Here is a 19,825-nt window from a genome sequence, read left to right as displayed (position 1 = left end):
ATTCCGATCCGTTTTGACGGACTAACCAACCGAAGGAGCTGTATCATGAATCTGAAAATCACCGGTCTGAATTTTGATGTTACCGAAGCCATCAAAAACTACGTTTCCGACAAGTTGGCACGAATCAGCCGCCACGCCGACAACATCATTTCCGTGACCATCACGCTCTCGGTGGAAAAAGTCAGCCAAAAAGCCGAAGCCGATGTCCATCTGGCAGGCAAAGATTTGCACGTTGAAGCGATTGAACAGGATATGTACGCTGCGATTGATGTTTTGATGGACAAACTCGACCGCGCTGTTTTGAAACATAAAGAAAAAAGCGGCGATGTCCGCAGCACTGTCAAACCTGAAGCAGAATAAAATGTTTGTATGATAAAGGCCGTCTGAACCATTCAGACGGCCTTTTGTTTTGCTATATGTTTTAGACTGGCAATCTAGTTACTCACTTTTTCGCCATTCCATGGTGCCACTTTAAACAGCAACAACATGCCCGGTATGCCCAAAGCGAAACACAGCCAGTAGAAATTAAAGTAACCCATCGCTTCAATCAGATAGCCTGCCGAAGCATTGATAAATGTACGTGGAACGGCTGACAGGCTGGTAAAGAGGGCTAATTGTGTGGCCGTAAATGCAGGATTGGTTTCACGAGCCATATAGGCAACAAACGCCGCTGTACCCAGACCTACGCCTGCTGCTTCTGCACCAATCACGGCCGCAAGCATCATTTGTTCCGTCAGGGTAATGGTTTCAAATTTACCGAAACCCGCCAGCCAGGCAAAGCCTAGAATCGTTACCCATTGGGCTATACCGAAAACCCACAAAGCCCTGTTGATACCGAGTTTCAACATCCAAATGCCGCCTACAATACCGGCAATGACAGCAGGCCATAAACCGGCATTTTTGGCAATCAGGCCGATGTCGGTTTTGCTGAAGCCCATGTCCAAATAAAACGGCGTTGCCAGAGAAGTCGCCATACTGTCGCCCAGTTTGTAGAGGAAGATAAACAGCAACACCAATACAGCTTGTTTGATGCCTTTGCGGGAGAAAAACTCACTGAAAGGGTCAGAGACTGTTTGGGCAAATGTACGCGACACAGATGGTGGAATATCGGGTTCTTTGGCTAAGAACAAAGTCATCAGCAGGCCGGGTAACATAAACAGCGCCGTGATGATGAATACATTGTGCCAAGGCATCAAGTCGGCCAAAATCAAGCTGAGCGAGCCGGGTACCAAAGCGGCGATACGGTAGGCGTTGACGTGGATAGAGTTGCCTAAGCCTAATTCTTCATCTGACAAAATTTCGCGACGAAAAGCATCCAATACAATATCTTGGCTGGCAGAAAAAAAGGCGACCACCAACGATAAGCCCATAATTACATATAAATGCTGAGCAGGATTTAGGAAGGCGTAAATGAGCAAGGTCAGCAGCAAACCAATTTGCGTAACCAGCATCCAGCCGCGCCGCCGTCCTAAAAAAGGTAATCTGACCAAATCAATGACGGGAGACCAGATAAATTTCCAAGTAAAAGGCAGCCCGATAAGTGCCATCAGGCCGATGGTTTTCAACTCGACGTGTTCACTGCGCAACCATGCTGGAATCAGGTTGATCAAGAAATAAAGCGGCAGCCCCGAAGTGAAGCCTGTAAAGATACAAATCAGCATACTGCGCGAGAAAATCTTGCGCCAAGTGCCGGATTGGGGTGCGGTTGTCATAGTGAAATCAATAAAAAAGAAAAGGGATATTGTAGCAAAGATGGGGGATATGGCGAATGAACTTCTGTTATCTTTATCGAATAATGAGAGGCCGTCTGAAACTTTAGCAAATTAAGTTTCAGACAGCCTTTTGTTGGAACAAGCCGATCAGGTTTTGAAATGTCCGTAAGACAGGCAGAGTGCTTGTCTTACGGATATTTTATTTTCAGACGGCCTTCGATGCTGCGTTGCAGTTGCGGTAGAAGGCAATCAGACCGTTGGTGGAGCTGTCGTGTGCCGGTGTGCCGCGTTCGAGTTCGGGTTCGATGGTTTTGGCCAGTTCTTTACCGTATTCTACGCCCCATTGGTCGAAGGGGTTGATACGCCAAATCACACCCTGTACGAAGGTGCGGTGTTCGTAAGCGGCCATCAGCATGCCGAGGTTGAAAGGCGTCAGGCTGTCGATGAGCAGACTGTTGCTCGGGCGGTTGCCCGGGAATTCTTTTTGCGGTGCAAGGCGGTCGCGTTCTTCTTGGGGCAGGGCGGCCAATTCGATTTGCACTTCGTCTAAGGTCTTGCCTTTCATCAGCGCTTCGGCTTGGGCGAAGGCATTGGCAACGGTAAAGCGGTGTTGGCGATGGTTGCCGTAGATTGTGGTCATGGGGACGATGAAATCGACGGGAATCAGACGCGTGCCTTGGTGCAGAAGCTGGAAGTAGGCATGTTGGCAGTTGACGCCTTCATCGCCGAAGACAATGCCGCCGGTGGTGCAGGAAACGGGTTGGCCGTCTGAAGTACGCTGTTTGCCGAGGCTTTCCATATCGAGCTGGTTGAGCCACGGGGTAAAGAGGCGCATGTTGTGGCTGTATGGGACAACGGTTTGGCCGTCTGAATGTTGGAAGTTGTTGTACCAAACATTGATGAGCGCCATCAGGACGGGAATGTTGCGACGGAATGGTGTTTCGAAGAAATGGGTGTCCATCGCGTGTGCGCCGGTCAGCATTTTGCGGAATGCTTTTTCGCCGACGGCAACCATCAGCGGCAGGCCGATGGGCGACCAGACGGAATAGCGGCCGCCGACCCAGTCGGACATGGCGAAGACTTTGTCGGGGGAGATACCGAAGTTTTGGGCTGCGGCCACATCGGCGGAAATGGCGCAGAAGTGGCGGTAGATGCCGGAATCAGGCAAACCTGCATCGCGGTACCAAGTACGCGCCGCATAGGCATTGAGCAGGGTTTCCGGTGTGCGGAACGATTTGCTGGCAATGCTGAATATGGTGGTTTCGGGGTTGAGGCCGAGAAGGGTTTGGGTCAGATCGGCATCATCGGAGTTGCTGACAAAGTGGACGCGGATGTTTTGCCAATAGGGTTGTAGAGCCTGTGTGGCCATGCGCGGGCCTAAATCGGAGCCGCCGATACCGATGTGAACCAAGTCGGTAATCGGTTTGCCGGTAATGCCTGCGTGGGTGCCGTCTAGGAGTTGGCGTGCGAATTCGAGGGTGCGGTTGAGTTCATGATGAACATTGGGCACGATGTTTTCGCCGTCAACGTAAACAGGTTTGGCATTGGCAGGCAGGCGCAGGGCAGTGTGGAGGACGGCGCGGTGTTCGCTGGTGTTGATTTTTTCACCGTTGCTCATGGCCTGCATATATTGTGGCAAATCGGCCGCTTCGGCCAGTTGGCACAATAAATCAAGGGTGTTTTCATCTAGGCAGTTTTTGCTGTAATCAAATAACAAACCATGCAGAATTTCGTGCATATTGTTGAAACGTTCGGCATCTGCGTCGAAGCGTTCGCGCAGGGTGACACGTTGAGTATCGGCATGATGGGCTTCCAAGGCCTGCCATGCGTCTGAGTATGCGGACATCTTGTTTCCTTAGTATGTAACGGTAAACAAGCAGGGTATCTATTTTCTGCTTTTTATAGTTGTTTGTAGTTTAACAAATTTGCACAACTTTTGGGAGGTGGTAGGGTTGGTTTTGCTTAAGAAATGTATGCAAAATGCAATAGAAATGGTTGATTATCATCAAGTTTCTGTAAAAAAGGGGGTATGACACCGATGTCTGCTGTGTTATCCTATGTAACATTATTGAAATCTTGTCGGGGCGGGTCCGTAAGATGGCTACAATTTATGATGTCGCTGCTTATGCCGGGGTATCTCCCAAGACGGTCAGCCGGGTGATTAACGGCGATGCGCCGGTCAGTGATAAAACCCGTTCCAAAGTAGAAACAGCGATTGCTGCTTTGGGCTATATCCCGTCTTCTGCGGCAAGGATTATGCGCTCACACCGTTCCGGATTGGTCGGTCTGATTACCGGCGCCATTTCGCGGACAGGCGAGAATACGGGCGGACACGGCATACCGGATATGTTCTTGATTAAGGGCATTCAGCAGCAGATTCGCGCACAAGGCAAGATTTTGATGATTGCCGACATCGACAACAAGCCGGGGCAGCCCGGTCAGATGGAGCCGCTGATCCGTACCTTTATGGAACATCGTGCCGAGGGGATTTTATATGTGGCAGGTTTCCATCAGGAAGTATTGCTGCCGGAAGTGCCCAACCGTTGCCCGATGGTGTTGGTCAACTGTTTTGATTTGGCAGGTACGCCGTCGGTTTTGCCGGACGACGAAGCAGGGCAGTATGGCTTGGTGCGCCGAATTATTCAAAGCGGACACAAACGGATTGCTTATGTGACTTTGCAGCCGGGCGTGGAAGCGACGAGATTGAGATTGGCCGGATACCGCCGTGCTTTGGCTGATGCGGATATTGTCTTCGATCCTGATTTGGTGCAAACTGGTTATCCTGACTTCAGTAACGACAGCGGGTCTTTGATTTCGGCTATTTTGAAGCTGCTGTCTTTGCCGCTTCCGCCGACGGTAATTTGCTGCGGTAACGATGAAATGGCAGTGCGCGTGTACGGGATTTTGAGGACGCGCGGCGTGCGGGTTCCCGAGCAAGTCTCTGTTGCCGGATATGATAACCACAGCGCGATTGCGGAGACGCTGTTTCCGCCGTTGACCAGTACTGAACTGCCGTATCTGCGTATGGGCGCGATGGCGGCGGATTTGCTGTTCCAATACATCGAACATCTGACCTGTGCGGTTCAGACAGTCAAGGTCGTTGGGGAAACCATCTGGCGTCAGTCTGTGATTAATAAATAGTTTCAGACGGCCTGAAAATAATAAGCTTTAAACAACATAAACACACATCAAAATAAGATTCATGTAAACGGCCAAAATAAAGGCCGTCTGAAAACGGAGTTGCCTCAGTAAAAAGGGCAGCCCAAATACAATAAAAGCGTCATACCGCTGAAATTGGAGTTTGTTGTTTCCATAGTTTATTACCCAGGAGTAGCCTTCCTATGAAAATCTCCCCACAAGTGGCGATGACACTTCGCCAGATTATGCTGATGAACTTCGGTTTCTTCGGTATTCAATATAGCTTCGGGTTGCAGCAAACTGCGATTAATCCGATTTTCAGCTTTCTTCATGCCGATCCGAGCCAGTTGCCGATTTTGAATATGGCAGGCCCGATTACTGGTTTGCTGGTGCAGCCGATGATTGGTGCGATGAGTGACCGCACTTGGGTGCCTGGATTGGGCCGCCGCCGTCCGTACTTCTTGATCGGCGCCATCGGTTGCAGCCTCTGCCTCTTTATTTATCCGCACGTTACCGCCTTGTGGGTGGCCGTATTGCTGCTGTGGCTCTTGGACATCAGTAACAATACTGCAATGGAACCTTTCCGTGCCTTTATTGCTGATACCGTTCCTGAACATCAACAATCCACCGGTTTCTTGATGCAGTCTGTGTTTACCGGCTTGGGCATTACCCTGGCCAACGTTTCCCTCTACATCTTCCAACAAATCGGCTGGTTGCAACAAACCTCCGAAGCGGGCATTCCGTATTGGGTATTCGGTTCGTTTTATATTGGTGCGGTCTGCTCCATCGGTTCGGTTTTGGTTACCGTTTTATCAACGGCCGAACGCGAGCCCAGCCCTGAAGAAATGGCGGCCATTAAAGCCCAGCCGAGCGGTCCGGCCCATGCTGTTAAAGATATTGTCGTTGCCGTGCGCGAAATGCCGACTGCCCTGTGGCAACTGGCCTTGGTGTATCTCTTCCAATGGTACGCGCTCTTTATCTACTGGCAATATATTTCCCACAGTATCGTCCAATCCGTCTGGGATTCGACCGTTGAAAATACCGAAGCGTATAGCCAAGCGGTTGCATGGACCGGCCTGGTAAACGGTTTTTACAACGTTGTAACCTTTATCTCCGCCTTCGGCCTGATGTGGATGGCGCGCAAATACGCCGCCAAATATGTTCACGCCTTTGCTGTTACCCTTGCCGCGCTGGCCTTGCTCACCATTCCGCACATCGGCAACAAATATCTGATGTTTGCGCCGATGATTGGTTTCGGTGTCGGCTGGGCAAGTATGATGGGCGTGCCGTTTATGATTGTGGTCGGTTCTATTCCGAAAGAACGTTACGGCGTGTACATGGGTATTGTGAACATGATGATTGTGATTCCAATGCTGATTGAAACCGTATCTTTCGGCTGGGTGTACAAAACCTTCTTGGGTTCAAACCCTACCAACGCGATGACTTTTGCCGGTGTTTTCCTCGCCATCGCCGCCGCGTTGACCTTAACCATTAAAACTGCGGCCAAACCGGCTACTGCAGAATAACGAAGTTTTGATTTAAAACCAAAATGAAAAGGCCGTCTGAAACATGAAAGGGTTTCAGACGGCCTTTTTTGTCGAAACGGATTCCATTTGCTGAGCTGATTAGGAAAGTCTTATTGTCGCTGCACTACCGTTTATCACTCAAATTGGCTATGACTACCGATTTTGCTTTACAATATCCTTCTTTAATTTATTTCGTTTTACCATCCTGATGACAGAACACATTTCCGCTCCAAGCCCATCTCCTATCGGCGAAGACTACTTGCTGTTAGGTCAATACGCCGAACGCGCCTATCTCGAATACGCCATGAGCGTGGTCAAAGGTCGCGCGCTGCCTGAAGTTTCAGACGGCCAGAAGCCTGTACAACGACGTATTTTGTTTGCCATGCGCGATATGGGTTTGACGGCGGGCGCGAAGCCGGTGAAATCGGCGCGCGTGGTTGGTGAGATTTTGGGTAAATACCACCCGCACGGCGACAGTTCTGCCTATGAGGCGATGGTTCGCATGGCGCAGGATTTTACCTTGCGCTATCCCTTAATCGACGGCATCGGCAACTTTGGTTCGCGCGACGGCGACGGAGCGGCGGCGATGCGTTACACCGAAGCGCGGCTGACGCCTATTGCGGAATTGCTGTTGTCCGAAATCAATCAGGGGACGGTGGATTTCGTGCCGAACTACGACGGCGCGTTTGATGAACCGCTGCACCTGCCCGCCCGCCTGCCTATGGTGTTGCTCAACGGCGCGTCGGGTATTGCAGTGGGCATGGCGACCGAAATTCCGTCACACAATTTAAACGAAGTCACGCAGGCGGCGATTGCGCTGTTAAAAAAACCGACGCTGGAAACCGTCGACCTGATGCAATACATCCCCGCTCCCGATTTTGCCGGCGGCGGTCAAATCATCACGCCGGCGGACGAATTGCGCCGAATTTACGAAACCGGCAAGGGCAGCGTGCGCGTGCGTGCACGTTATGAAATCGAGAAATTGGCACGCGGACAATGGCGCGTGATTGTGACCGAGCTGCCGCCGAACGCCAATTCTGCCAAAATCCTTGCCGAAATCGAAGAGCAAACCAACCCGAAACCGAAAGCAGGCAAAAAGCAGCTCAACCAAGACCAGCTCAACACCAAAAAACTGATGCTGGATTTAATCGACCGCGTACGCGACGAGTCCGACGGCGAGCATCCCGTGCGACTGGTGTTCGAGCCGAAATCCAGCCGCATTGATACCGATACATTCATCAACACGCTGATGGCGCAGACTTCGCTGGAAGGCAATGTGTCCATGAACTTGGTGATGATGGGTTTGGACAACCGCCCTGCGCAGAAGAACCTGAAAACGATTTTGCAGGAATGGCTGGATTTCCGCGTCGTGACCGTAACACGTCGTCTGAAATTCCGTTTGAACCAAGTGGAAAAACGGCTGCACATCCTCGAAGGCCGTCTGAAAGTCTTTCTGCACATTGATGAAGTGATTAAAGTCATCCGCGAATCAGACGACCCGAAAGCTGATTTGATGGCGGCGTTCGGGCTGACCGAAATCCAAGCGGAAGACATTTTGGAAATCCGCCTGCGCCAGTTGGCGCGTTTGGAAGGGTTCAAACTCGAAAAAGAATTGAACGAATTGCGAGAAGAACAAGGCTGTCTGAATATCCTTTTGGGCGACGAAAATGAAAAACGCAAGCTGATCATCAAAGAGATGCAGGCGGACATGAAGCAGTTTGGTGATGTGCGCCGCACGCTGGTGGAAGAAGCCGGACGCGCCGTGCTGACGCAGACCACCGCCGATGAGCCGATCACCCTGATTCTGTCGGAAAAAGGCTGGATACGCAGCCGTGCCGGACACAACCTTGATTTGAGCCAGACCGCGTTCAAAGAAGGCGACCGCCTCAAACAAACCCTTGAAGGCCGCACCGTTTTGCCTGTCGTCATCTTGGATTCATTGGGCAGAACCTACACGCTCGATGCCGCCGAAATCCCCGGCGGACGCGGCGACGGTGTACCGGTTTCATCGTTAATCGAGTTGCAAAACGGCGCGAAACCCGTCGCCATGCTCACCGGCCAGCCCGAACAACATTACCTGCTCTCAGGCAGCGGCGGCTACGGCTTCATTACCAAGTTGGCCGATATGGTCGGACGCGTGAAAGCGGGTAAAGTGGTCATGACCGTGGATAGCGGCGAAACCGTCCTGCCGCCGGTTGCCGTCTATGCCTCCTCGCTCATCAATCCCGACTGCAAAGTCGTACTGGCCAGCAGCGACCACCGTCTCTTGGCGTTTTCCATCGGCGAACTTAAAGTCATGCCTAAAGGACGCGGTTTGCAGTTGATGTCGCTGACCGACGGCGCGTCTTTGGAACACGTCCTCGTGACCACGGCTGCGGAATTTATCGTTGAAACCGTCGGCAAGCGCGGCGCCGCACATCAGGAAAAATTGCGCATTTGCGACATTGACGGCAAGCGCGGCAAAAAAGGGAAGGTATTGGAAATATCAGGCCGTCTGAAAAGTTTGTCCTGAAACAAAAACAAATATATCTAAATAAATTAAATTTATACGACATTGCATGATAATAAAAAAAGGTTCACTTATGAACAGAGCCAATCTTCAAGAACTGGGTAATCTGAGGGAGCGGATTCCCGGTGTAATCAACATTGCCCGAATAGCCATCGTCTTACCGCTTTTGGTTTTGCACGCTTTCGGCAGCTACACGGGCGGCAACCTGATTGGTGTTTCGTTGCCGGACATTGAGTTTTATATCTGGGTAACGCTGTATTTCTTCCTAATTATGCTCTCTGTGTTCCGCCCGGGCTGGCAGTGGCAGTCTTTGGATTTGCCCAATGCCAGTGCCGTGGTCGACATCACCATGATGATGGTTTTGGTGTATATCTCCGGCGGTACTGCTTCCGGTTTCGGGATTTTGGTTTTGCCGTTTGTTGCAACCTCGTGTCTGCTCAGTTATGGACATTATCCCATGCTGTATGCAGGTTATACGGCAATGTTGTTTATTTTGAACCTGTTTTTAGACGGCAGTATGCGTTTCGATTCGTTTAATTGGGACGCGAAATCAATGTTGAATTCTTTGATGCTGATCGGCGCAGGCTATCTGGTGGCGATGCTGACATCGTTTGCCGCCCGTTATCTGGAGCAGGCCACGGAGTCCGCCAGCCGCCATCAACTGGCTTACCGCCGTATCAGCGGCTTGAACCATTTGGTTTTGAACCGCGTGCAGGAAGCGGTTGTGGTGATTGATGCGACCCAACGCGTGTGGCTGTTTAACAAACAGGCAAAAATCTATTTCCCCAGCTTGATTATCGATCAGCAGGAAATCGTGTTTGGCGAACTGGTGGCACGCTGGCAGCGTCAACCCGACAAACCTTTTGAAACCGATATCCATATTTTCCAACACGCCATGCACGTCCGTGCCGTTCCGCTGATTCAGGAGCAAACCGAGCTGCTGATGTTATACGTCCGCTCATTGCGTGAAGTGGCTGCGGAGGCCATGTCCACCAAGCTGACTTCGCTCGGACAGTTGACTGCCAACCTTGCCCACGAAATCCGTAACCCGATGTCCGCCATCCGTCATGCCAGCGATTTGTTGCAAGAGGGCGACGAGGCAGATCCGCTCAAGGCCAAGCTCTACAACATCATCGACAGCAATATCCAACGTATCGACAAGATGTTGGAAGACGTATCCCTGCTTAACAAACGAGACAACATCAGCCGCCAGCCGATTAACCTGATGAAATTCTGGTTGGAGTTCAAGCAGGAATTTACCTTGAACAATCCCGATGCCATCGGCTGTCTGCGCATGAATATGGACGGCAACAACCTGACCGTATTGGTTGACCCCATGCACTTGCAGCAAGTGATGTGGAACTTGTGCAACAATGCTTGGCGACACAGCCGTCAGGACGAAAACGCCATTACCGTCCTTATCCGCTCTAGCGGCAGGATGCACATTTCTATCGTAGTGGCGGACAACGGCAAAGGCGTGCCGCCCGATGTACGAAATCATCTGTTTGAGCCGTTTTACACCACCGAAAAACAAGGCACCGGCTTGGGGCTTTACGTCGCCCGCGAGTTGGCACACGCCAATATGGGGCAGCTGCATTATCACCCTGAAATGAACGGGTTTGAACTGATTTTACCGAAGGAGCAAGCGCAGGATGAATAAATTGCAAGAGCCGGTTTTGGTTGTCGATGACGAGGCAGACATCCGCGACCTAATGGAAATGACCCTGATGAAAATGGGTCTGCGCGTCGATACTGCGGCTGGTGTTGAAGAAGCCAAAGACAAGCTGGACAACAACGATTATTCGCTGGTGTTGACCGATATGCGTATGCCAGACGGCTCGGGTCTCGAGGTTGTCCAATACATTGATGAACTGATGCTCGACACGCCTGTCGCCGTGATTACGGCTTTCGGCAATGCCGACCAAGCCGTTGAAGCTTTGAAAGCAGGGGCGTTTGATTATTTGCAAAAACCGATTACGCTGTCTCAGTTGCGTTCATTGGTTAAATCGGCAGTATCGGTTTCCGATAATACTGCCGAACCCACGCCGTCTGAAAAAGTCAAATCACAGCCTGCGCCTGTTTCTGCCGCCCTGTATAAACCCGAACCTCAGCCGGCCAAGCCTGTCGTTACGCCTCCTAAGAGCGTACAGAGCGAATTTAACCGGCCTTTGACTGTTCCGGAAGGGCTCAATTCCTTAAAAGAGCGTTTTTCAGCCGGCAGCATCAATCCTGCTCTGCAACAAGATGCACCTATATTGGAAGGCGAGGACGATATGCCGCGCCTGTTGGGTACTTCGCCGCAAATGGTCGAAGTACGCCACCTGATTCGCAGATTGGCCCGCAGCCTTGTTCCCGTTTATATCTCCGGCGAGTCCGGTACGGGTAAAGAGCAGGCGGCGCGCACAATTCATGAGCTGTCCGACCGCGCCGACAAACCGTTTATTGCCGTCAACTGCGGTGCCATTCCTGAAAACCTGATGGAAAGCGAATTTTTCGGTTATAAAAAAGGCAGCTTTACCGGCGCGGATCAAGACCGTTTAGGTTTTTTCCAACACGCTGACGGCGGCACTTTGTTCCTTGACGAAGTTGCCGATTTGCCGCTTGCCATGCAGGTCAAACTTCTGCGCGCCATTCAAGAAAAAGCCGTGCGCCGTATCGGCGATGCGCGGGAAACTCCTGTGGATGTGCGCATTATTTGTGCGACCCACAAAAACCTCGAAGCTTTGGTTGAAAGCGGCGCATTCCGTCAGGACTTGTATTACCGCCTCAACGTTGTCTCCCTGCACATGCCGCCTTTGCGCGAAATGCGCGAAGACTTGGGCGCGCTGATTTTGTATCTGCTGTATAAACACCGTCACGGCAATCAAACCTACAAACTCAGCCCGAAAGCCCAAGAAGCCCTGTTGCATTACAGCTATCCCGGCAACTTCCGCGAGTTGGAGAATATCCTCGAACGCGCCGTCGCACTGACGGTCGGCCAAGTGATACAAGTGGATGATTTGCAGATTCAAAATACCCCACAGGTTAAGGCTGAACGCAGCGGCTTCTCTTTTGATGATATTGCTGAACCTGACACGCGCGAAACTACGCTCAATCACAGCCCCATTCCACCGTTTGATCCGCGTACCATGCAGATACAGGATTACCTTGACCAAGTGGAGCGCAGTATCATCGAGCAGGCTTTGCAGCAAACCCGTTACAACCGTACCCAAGCCGCCAAACTTTTGGGCATCAGCTTCCGCTCTATGCGCTACCGCATGGAACGCTTGGACATCAATTAAAACGTTCAGACGGCCTGAGTTTTCAAGGCCGTCTGAAACATGGGCATCATGTACAAGATTTATTTTGACGAAACCGCATCTGTCGAACTTCGCAGCATTGCCGCGCCTTTCGGGCTGACCGTTATCGACCGGCAGCCTGAAGAAGGCAGTTTCCTTATCGCTGACGAAAGCGGCATCAGTTTGTGCCGCGCCGGTGAAAAAGGCTGTGTCCGCGTTGATTTTGATGGCGGTGCCGCCCATTACCGGCGCACTAAAGGCGGCGGCGAGTTGATTGCCAAAGCCGTCAACCACACTGCGCAACCGACTGTCTGGGACGCTACCGGCGGACTGGGACGCGACAGCTTCGTGCTTGCCTCGTTGGGTTTGAATGTACACACTTTTGAACAAAATCCTGCGGTTGCCTGTCTACTTTCAGACGGCCTCAATAGGGCGGGGCAAAGTGAAGAGACACGGGAGATTGCCCAACGCATTATTTTGCATTTCGGCAATTCCGTTGATTTGATGCAGAAATTGGCTACTCAAAACGGCAGGCCCGATGTGGTGTACCTCGACCCGATGTATCCGGAGCGTCGCAAAACCGCCGCTGTGAAAAAAGAAATGGCTTACTTTCACGACTTGGTCGGCTCGGCACAAGACGAAGCCGAGTTATTGGACGCAGCATTGAATACCGCCAAAAAACGCATTGTCGTCAAACGTCCGCGCTTGGGTGAGTTTCTCGACGGGCGCAAACCTGCTTATCAATACACCGGCAAAAGCACGCGGTTTGATGTTTACCTTCCGACAAGGCCGTCTGAAGATTAGAAGCAAACTTGCAACATATCAAAAGAAACCGCCGACGTTATCAGCGCGGTGGCAAAGTGTGCTATAAATACCTTTTCCCAAACTTCATTGGAGCAAACTATCATGGAATTAGTATTCATCCGTCACGGACAAAGCGAATGGAACGCGAAAAACCTTTTCACCGGCTGGCGCGACGTCAAGCTGAGTGAGCAAGGTTTGGCAGAAGCCGCGGCAGCAGGTAAAAAGCTGAAAGAGAAGGGCTACGAGTTTGACATCGCCTTTACTTCCGTTCTGACCCGTGCCATCAAAACCTGTAACATCGTTTTGGAAGAATCCGACCAACTGTTTGTTCCACAAATCAAATCATGGCGTTTGAACGAACGCCACTACGGCCAGCTGCAAGGTATGGATAAAAAACAAACCGCAGAAAAATACGGCGACGAACAAGTCCACATCTGGCGCCGCAGCTACGACACCCTGCCTCCGCTGCTTGATCCTAAAGACCCTCACTCCGCCCACAATGACCGCCGCTATGCCAACCTGCCTAGCGATGTTATTCCCGATGGCGAAAACCTTAAAGTTACCCTCGAGCGCGTCCTGCCTTTCTGGGAAGACCAAATCGCTCCGGCTATCTTGAGCGGCAAACGTGTATTGGTTGCGGCACATGGCAACTCCCTGCGCGCTTTGGCCAAACACATCGAAGGCATTTCCGACGAAGACATCATGGGCTTGGAAATCCCAACCGGTCAGCCGCTGGTGTACAAATTGGACGAAAACCTGAAAGTAATTGAAAAATTCTACCTGTAAGGTAAAGGGAAAAAAGGACGTGTTGGACACGTCCTTTTTTATCTTTGTCTGTATCGAGGCCGTCTGAAGGCAGTTGATGGCGGGCGACATGAAAAAAGGACGCGTAAAGCGTCCTTGATGGAGATTAAACCCTGTATTACTGGTTTTTCTCGATGATTTCTTTGAGGTGGGGCATAGGGCTGTAACCGCTTTGGCTGCGGCCGTTAGGAAAGACCAGGGTCGGCGTGCCGTTGAAGCCGAATTGTTCGCCCAATGAAGTGGTTTCTGCAACAGGGTTTTCGCAGTTTGCTTTGCCGCTTGGGAGTTTGCCTTTGCGCATCCAGTCGATCCATGCCTGGGTCGGATTAGGCTGACACCACAACAGCTCGGCTTTGCGCGCGGCATCAGGGTGCAGGCTTGGAATCGGCATCATGAAGGTATAAATCGTGATGTCGGTCATTTTTTCAAACTCATGCTCCAAGCGTTTGCAGTATGGGCAGTCCGGATCGGAGAAAACAGCGACTTTCAGTTTGCCGTTGCCGCGTACTTCTTTGATGGCTTTGTCCAAAGGCAGGGAAGCGAAGTCGATTTTGTTCAAATCGGCGGCGCGTTCTTCAGTCATGCTTTGGCGCGTGTTGACGTTGATGAGGTCGCCGACGAGCATATAGTCGCCTTTGGCATCGGTATAGATGATTTGTTTGCCGCTGACGACAACTTCGTAAATGCCTTTAATCGGTGTTTCATTGACGCTCAAAACTTTCAAATCTTGGGCGGCATAGACTTTTTCCAAACGCGCTTTCAAGGAAGCGGCAACGGATTTGTCGGCAGGCGCTTCCGCTTTGGCAGCCGGCGCAGGCGCGGCGTTGGCGTTGGATACGGCAGGTTGACCGCATGCCAACAAAGGAAGGGCGGCAAACGGTGTTAAGATTTTGATTAACTTGGTTTTCATGCGAGAGACTTGCGTGTGTTAAAAGTAAGGCATTGTATCAAACCTCTGTCATGCCTGCATTGTATTGAGGCTCAATTTATCGTCTGAAAATAGCTTTCGGCTGTTAAAATACGAAAAAATGATTTGATTGTTTGTATGATTTACCACCGTATTGCCGTAAACGTGCCGCTTTCAGACGGCCTTTTGACTTATTCGCATTCCGAGCCGCTTCCTCCGGGAACGCGGGTGCTTGTGCCTTTTCGCAATAAAACCGTGGTCGGGATTGTGTGGGAAACGGATATTGCGCCCGATATGGACGCGGCGCGGATTTTGAGTGTTCAGACGGCCTTTGTGGAAGAAAAGCCGTTGCCTCAAAGCTGGCGTGATTTGTTGGCGTTTACGTCGCGTTATTACCACTATCCGACCGGGCAGGCTGTATTTGCCGCATTGCCGCAAGGTTTGAAGGAAACGCGCGCGGTGGAAATGCCGCAGCCGCCGTTGTTTTATGCTTTGAACGAAGTGGGCAGGGCACAAACGCCGCCGCCGGCTCGGTTCAACAAAAAAGCGGCTTTGTGGGACGCGCTGCTGTCGGGTGGAATGACGATGGCGGCGTTGAAGCAGGTAAATGCGCAGGCGGCGAAATTAATCGAAGATTGGGCGGAGCAGGGTTGGATTGAAACGACGGAAGTGGCGAAGCCTGTATTGAGGTCGTACCACGGGCAGGCTTCGCACTCTGAATTTGTGTTGAATGCCGACCAGCAACAGGCTTCCGATGAAATTCAGACGGCCTTCGGCAAATTTCAGCCGTTTCTGCTGTACGGCATCACCGGCAGCGGCAAGACCGAGGTGTATTTCGATGCGATGGCGAAAGTGTTGGCGCAGGGCCGGCAGGTGTTGTTTCTGTTGCCCGAAATCAACCTCACGCCGCAGCTTTTGAAGCGGGTGGAAAACCGTTTTGCCGACGTACCGACCGCCGTGTTGCACAGCCAGATGGCGGCAGGCAAGCGCACGCAGGATTATTTGCGCGCGATGTTGGGGCAGGCGAAATTGGTCATCGGCACGCGGCTGGCGGTGTTCACACCGATGGATGATGTCGGGCTGATTGTGGTCGATGAGGAACACGACGGCTCGTTCAAACAGGATAACGAATTGCGCTACCATGCCCGCGATTTGGCGGTGTGGCGGGCGAAGCAGAGCGGCTGTCCCGTCGTGTTGGGCAGTGCCACGCCCAGCTTGGAGAGTTGGCACAAGGCGCAAAGCGGCGCGTACCGCCTGCTGCAACTGACCGAGCGCGCCCATGCTTCCGCGCAACTGCCGCAAGTGGAAATCCTCAACGTAGGCCGTCTGAAACTCGACAACGGCTTCTCGCCGCAAGCCTTGCAGCTTTTAAAACAGAACTTTGAAGCGGGCGGCATGTCGCTGGTGTACCTTAACCGGCGCGGCTTCGCGCCCGCGCTGTTTTGCGGCGACTGCGGCCATACCTTCGGCTGCCCGAACTGTTCCGCCAAAATGGTGCTGCACCAACGCGCCCGCCAACTGCGCTGCCACCACTGCGATCACCGCGAACCCATCCCGTACAAATGCCCCGACTGCGGCAACCAAGACCTGACCGCTGTCGGACACGGCACACAGCGCGTCGAAGAAACACTGCGCGCCTTCCTGCCCAAGGCCGCCGTCGTCCGCGTCGATAGGGACAGTACGGCGCACAAAAACGACTGGGCGGATTTGTACCGCCGCATCGCCAACGACAAAATCGACATTCTGGTCGGCACGCAGATGCTTGCCAAAGGCCATGATTTCGCGCGGCTCAACCTCGTTATCGTGTTGAACGCCGACGGCAGCCTGTACAGCGCGGACTTTCGCGCGCCGGAAAGGCTGTTCGCCGAGCTGATGCAGGTGTCCGGCAGGGCGGGGCGCGCCGACAAACCCGGCAAGGTGTTGATACAGACCCAACTGCCCGAACATCCCGTCTTCGCCGCCGTCAAAGTGCAGGACTACGCCGTGTTTGCCGAAAACGAATTGAACGAACGGCAAATGTTCGCCATGCCGCCCTTCGGTTTTCAGACGGCCATCCGCGCCGACGCGCCGCGCGTTGCCGATGCGATGGAGTTTCTCAACGCCGCCAAAGAAACCCTCGCCCCGCTTTTGCCTGAAAGTGTTTCCCAGTTTGGTGCCGCCCCCATGCTGATGGTGCGCCTCGCCGAACGCGAACGCGCGCAAATCTTCCTCGAATCGACATCTCGACAAGATTTGCATCGTGCCGTGAGTTTGTGGGTGCAGGTGTTGCAGCAAAACCGCGACGGCAAAATCAGATGGTCGGTGGATGTGGATGTGCAAGAGGCTTGATTGGAATGATGCAATCAATATAAATATAAAAGGCCGTCTGAAAATCTGTTTTTCAGACGGCCTTAAGTTTTGAAATCAGTTTAGAAGAATTTTGCAGCAATATAGCCGAGTGCAAGCAGGCTCAAAACGGCGAATACGATGGCCATTGTAAGCAGAAACTGTGTTTTCTTCCTCGCTGCAAGTGCTGCCAGCTCAGGATTTTGGTCTAACTCTTCGCGTAGTTGGGATTCCAACTCGGCACGGATTTTTTTGCGCAGTTTTTTCTCTTCCTGCTCGCGTTCGTATTTGAGCTTGTGGGCAATTTCGGTTTGTTTTTTATGCTCGAAAGAGATTTTTTCCTGCCATTCAATGCGCTTACGCTGGATGGCCAGCTCATTTTTTTCTGTCAAATCAAAGTGACAGGTTTTGCATTCCTGTGCATCTAGTTCGTCAATAATCGTCATGCAGACGGGGCATTGGATAGGGGCGGGAGTATTGGCTGCCGACATAGTTTCTTCTTCAACTGCTTCCAATTCCATAGACTGACGGACGATCACGTCCAAACCCAAATAGCTGAAGTAATGCTGCGCATTTTCGCGCTCGTCTTGGGTGCATTTCTCGGCCACAATGGCTTGCGGACGCTCGGCCAAGGCTTGAATCAGGCTCTCGACTTCGTTTTCAGGCAGGTTCTCATACAGGCAGGCGTGGATGAGCTCCCTATCCGTGTTCGGCGGATAGGAAACGTATACGTCGAAAAATTTTTCTTGTTTGCTCATTGATATCCCATGAGTATTTCGACTGCGTCAACCAAATGGGTTTAGCCTAAGGTTTTGTTATTGTGTTTGAGCTGTCTTGGCTTCTGATACGAGCCGGAACAGAGGCTGCAGTCTCAGGCAGACCAAGTACGGTTTGCCTTTGTGTCGTTAATCGGCTGGACAATAATTTTTTATTTATATGGAAATATGCATGTCCAATGTTATGTCTATTGTAGAGTAAATATTCACGCCCGATATTATTATTATAAGGTAAATCTGATATTGTTTAAAATAAATTCACACAAAAGGCCGTCTGAAGATACAGACGGCCTGTTTTTTGTGGCAAAAACGGATTGTTTATACGGAGAAGGACGAACCGCAACCGCAAGTTGTCTCTGCATTCGGATTGCGGATGACGAATTGAGAACCTTGCAGGCTTTCGGTGTAGTCGATTTCCGCACCAACTAAATATTGGTAGCTCATCGGGTCAACCAAGAACGTCAGGCCGTTTTTCTGGATTTCAAAATCGTCGTCGTTTTTGATTTCATCAAAGGTAAAACCATATTGGAAGCCGGAGCAACCGCCGCCGTTGACGAATACGCGCAATTTCAAATCTGGATTGTTCTCTTCGGCAATCAAGTCGGCAACTTTGGTGCAGCAGCTGTCAGTAAAGATAATAGGGCTTTCGTCTGACATGATGTGATTCCTTTTATATGAATATTTTTACTATTGTCGCGCAAACCGTTAGTCAAGGCAAGTTTGTGCAGACAGGTCTGCCTGCTTACATGGAGGGCATGGCAGAAATTTCAAGCGCCAGTATGTCAGATTTAGATGCTTCTGCCAAACCATTCGACTCGGCCGATGATGGCAACATCGTCGGTCGGGTTTTTCAAGTCGATTTCAAAAGTAGGGTAGGCTTCGTTGGCAGAAATGACGTTGACGATGCCGCCGGGTATCAGTTGCAGGCGTTTGACCAAAAGGTTTTCGTTGAGGCGCAAAACATAGAGGCCGTCGCGCGGCATGGTTTGGCCGTGGTTGATGAGGATGGTGTCGCCATCATTCAGTACACCTTCCATCGAGTCGCCTTTGACTGAGATAACGGAAAGATTTTTGATGTCGCGCGTCACATAATTTTCAATCCAATAGCGTCGGAACGCCATGGCGAACATAGGCTGTTCGTCGCCGACGAGCTGGCCGTGTCCAGCCGCGGCCTGGATGTCGTAACGCGGTACGAAGACAAATTCGTCTATATCGACTGGATTACCCAGTGTGTCGGTTGCCGTGGCTTTTGGGGCTTCGGAATCAGGAAAGGGAGAACCCTCGCCTGTCAAAAGCCAGTCTATGCTGCAGCCTTTAAGTTGTTTGATTTTTTTTAGCGTTTCCGATTTCGGCAGGCCGCCTTCGTTCCAGATACGGCTGAATCCGGCGATGGTCATATCAATATCGGCGGCAATTTTGGCTTGGCGGGCTTCATCTTTCCATAAGAAAGCCAGGCGGTCTTTAAAGGTATCCATGTTTATGCCTTTATGGAGGTATGTTTTTTATATGGTTTGGACGATTTGAGTGTATTTTACCTTAGTTTTTATAAAATTGTAAGAAAAAAATTACTCAATCTAAGAAAAAGTATTGCATATTTTATTTTTTCTTAGTATTATTCGTTTTGTCTTAGATAAATCGATATTTCTAGTTTTATATTTGATTTTTCTTAGTTTGGTTTTATTTGGTTTAGTTTTTCTGACTTGAACCTGCTATATGATTATGATGAGAGGTGTGAAATGACTCGTTCGCGTAAAAATATTTTTTGGGTGCTGCTGGCGTTGGTACTGGGTTTTTTTGCCCTGCCTTTCGGATCTTCGGAAGCGCATGAAGCGGACGGTAATTTGACGGCTTCGGAATGCGAACGCTTGGGCAGCTTGAGTTTGGATCAGATGGACGGCAGGCTGCTGGCTTTTGCGAAAGAATGCGATATGGTGGAGGCTACCCACGATTGGGAGCAACAGTACGGCAACTTGAATGAAGAAGAAATGCTTGCCGGCGTGGTGTATGAGTGATGTTTGTGAATGAATCGATAAAGGCCGTCTGAAA

General features: G+C 51.2%; 16 protein-coding genes. 10 read left to right on the top strand and 6 right to left on the bottom strand.

Features of this window, described 5'->3' with window-relative positions:
• Positions 1-45 precede the first annotated feature (45 nt).
• Positions 46-360 (top strand): ribosome hibernation-promoting factor, HPF/YfiA family, encoded by a 315-nt coding sequence (hpf, locus tag CYJ98_RS07450; RefSeq protein ID WP_003748344.1) that lies wholly within the window; start codon positions 46-48, stop codon positions 358-360.
• Between the two features lie 74 nt (positions 361-434).
• On the opposite strand, the gene CYJ98_RS07445 is transcribed toward hpf, so the two are convergent.
• Both CYJ98_RS07445 and pgi read right to left on the bottom strand, forming a co-directional pair.
• Positions 435-1,712, bottom strand: a complete 1,278-nt coding sequence (locus tag CYJ98_RS07445) for an AmpG family muropeptide MFS transporter (RefSeq protein WP_244169023.1) — start codon at positions 1,710-1,712, stop codon at positions 435-437.
• A 205-nt stretch (positions 1,713-1,917) separates the two neighbouring features.
• Positions 1,918-3,558, bottom strand: a complete 1,641-nt coding sequence (gene pgi, locus CYJ98_RS07440; protein WP_101756004.1) for a glucose-6-phosphate isomerase — start codon at positions 3,556-3,558, stop codon at positions 1,918-1,920.
• A gap of 251 nt (positions 3,559-3,809) precedes the next feature.
• Here pgi and CYJ98_RS07435 point away from each other — a divergent pair, with 251 nt between their 5' ends.
• The 7 genes from CYJ98_RS07435 (at position 3,810) to CYJ98_RS07405 (ending at position 13,753) form a co-directional block, all read left to right on the top strand.
• Positions 3,810-4,853, top strand: a complete 1,044-nt coding sequence (locus CYJ98_RS07435) for a LacI family DNA-binding transcriptional regulator (RefSeq protein WP_101756003.1) — start codon at positions 3,810-3,812, stop codon at positions 4,851-4,853.
• A gap of 200 nt (positions 4,854-5,053) precedes the next feature.
• Complete coding sequence (locus CYJ98_RS07430; RefSeq protein ID WP_101756002.1) at positions 5,054-6,376, top strand: MFS transporter; 1,323 nt, start codon at positions 5,054-5,056, stop codon at positions 6,374-6,376.
• A 208-nt stretch (positions 6,377-6,584) separates the two neighbouring features.
• A complete protein-coding gene (gene parC, locus CYJ98_RS07425) occupies positions 6,585-8,888 on the top strand; it encodes a DNA topoisomerase IV subunit A (RefSeq protein ID WP_101756001.1) in 2,304 nt (767 codons plus the stop codon).
• A 70-nt stretch (positions 8,889-8,958) separates the two neighbouring features.
• Positions 8,959-10,545, top strand: coding sequence for a two-component system sensor histidine kinase NtrB (locus tag CYJ98_RS07420; protein WP_101756000.1), 1,587 nt, complete (start codon positions 8,959-8,961; stop codon positions 10,543-10,545).
• Positions 10,538-12,166 carry a sigma-54-dependent transcriptional regulator gene (locus tag CYJ98_RS07415; RefSeq protein ID WP_101755999.1) on the top strand — a complete coding sequence of 543 codons (1,629 nt, stop codon included), beginning with the start codon at positions 10,538-10,540 and terminating at the stop codon, positions 12,164-12,166. Before CYJ98_RS07420 ends, CYJ98_RS07415 begins: the two co-directional genes overlap by 8 nt.
• A 48-nt stretch (positions 12,167-12,214) precedes the next feature.
• Entirely contained in the window at positions 12,215-12,967 is a 753-nt protein-coding gene (locus tag CYJ98_RS07410; RefSeq protein ID WP_101756095.1) for a class I SAM-dependent methyltransferase, read from the top strand.
• A gap of 102 nt (positions 12,968-13,069) precedes the next feature.
• Positions 13,070-13,753 (top strand): 2,3-diphosphoglycerate-dependent phosphoglycerate mutase, encoded by a 684-nt coding sequence (locus CYJ98_RS07405; protein ID WP_101755998.1) that lies wholly within the window; start codon positions 13,070-13,072, stop codon positions 13,751-13,753.
• Between the two features lie 136 nt (positions 13,754-13,889).
• Here CYJ98_RS07405 and CYJ98_RS07400 read toward each other — a convergent pair whose 3' ends face one another.
• The gene (locus CYJ98_RS07400; protein WP_101755997.1) at positions 13,890-14,681 is read right to left on the bottom strand and encodes a DsbC family protein; all 792 of its coding nucleotides are present in this window, start codon (positions 14,679-14,681) and stop codon (positions 13,890-13,892) included.
• Positions 14,682-14,816: 135 nt separating this feature from the next.
• Between CYJ98_RS07400 and CYJ98_RS07395 the strand changes: the two genes are divergently transcribed.
• Positions 14,817-17,006, top strand: coding sequence for a primosomal protein N' (locus tag CYJ98_RS07395; RefSeq protein ID WP_101755996.1), 2,190 nt, complete (start codon positions 14,817-14,819; stop codon positions 17,004-17,006).
• Positions 17,007-17,086: 80 nt separating this feature from the next.
• On the opposite strand, the gene CYJ98_RS07390 is transcribed toward CYJ98_RS07395, so the two are convergent.
• From CYJ98_RS07390 to CYJ98_RS07380, 3 genes are all read right to left on the bottom strand, one after another.
• Complete coding sequence (locus CYJ98_RS07390; protein WP_101755995.1) at positions 17,087-17,761, bottom strand: hypothetical protein; 675 nt, start codon at positions 17,759-17,761, stop codon at positions 17,087-17,089.
• Between the two features lie 336 nt (positions 17,762-18,097).
• Positions 18,098-18,436, bottom strand: a complete 339-nt coding sequence (gene erpA, locus CYJ98_RS07385; protein ID WP_003680162.1) for an iron-sulfur cluster insertion protein ErpA — start codon at positions 18,434-18,436, stop codon at positions 18,098-18,100.
• Positions 18,437-18,567: 131 nt separating this feature from the next.
• Entirely contained in the window at positions 18,568-19,254 is a 687-nt protein-coding gene (locus CYJ98_RS07380; RefSeq protein WP_101755994.1) for a S24 family peptidase, read from the bottom strand.
• Between the two features lie 261 nt (positions 19,255-19,515).
• Here CYJ98_RS07380 and CYJ98_RS07375 point away from each other — a divergent pair, with 261 nt between their 5' ends.
• Positions 19,516-19,791, top strand: a complete 276-nt coding sequence (locus CYJ98_RS07375; RefSeq protein WP_003748371.1) for a hypothetical protein — start codon at positions 19,516-19,518, stop codon at positions 19,789-19,791.
• Positions 19,792-19,825: the final 34 nt, after the last annotated feature.

The organism is Neisseria perflava, assembly GCF_002863305.2.
GTDB classification, from domain to species: Bacteria; Pseudomonadota; Gammaproteobacteria; order Burkholderiales; family Neisseriaceae; genus Neisseria; species Neisseria perflava_A.
The sequence above is the reverse complement of the archived record's forward strand: the minus strand, read 5'-3'. Positions and strand labels throughout refer to the sequence as shown.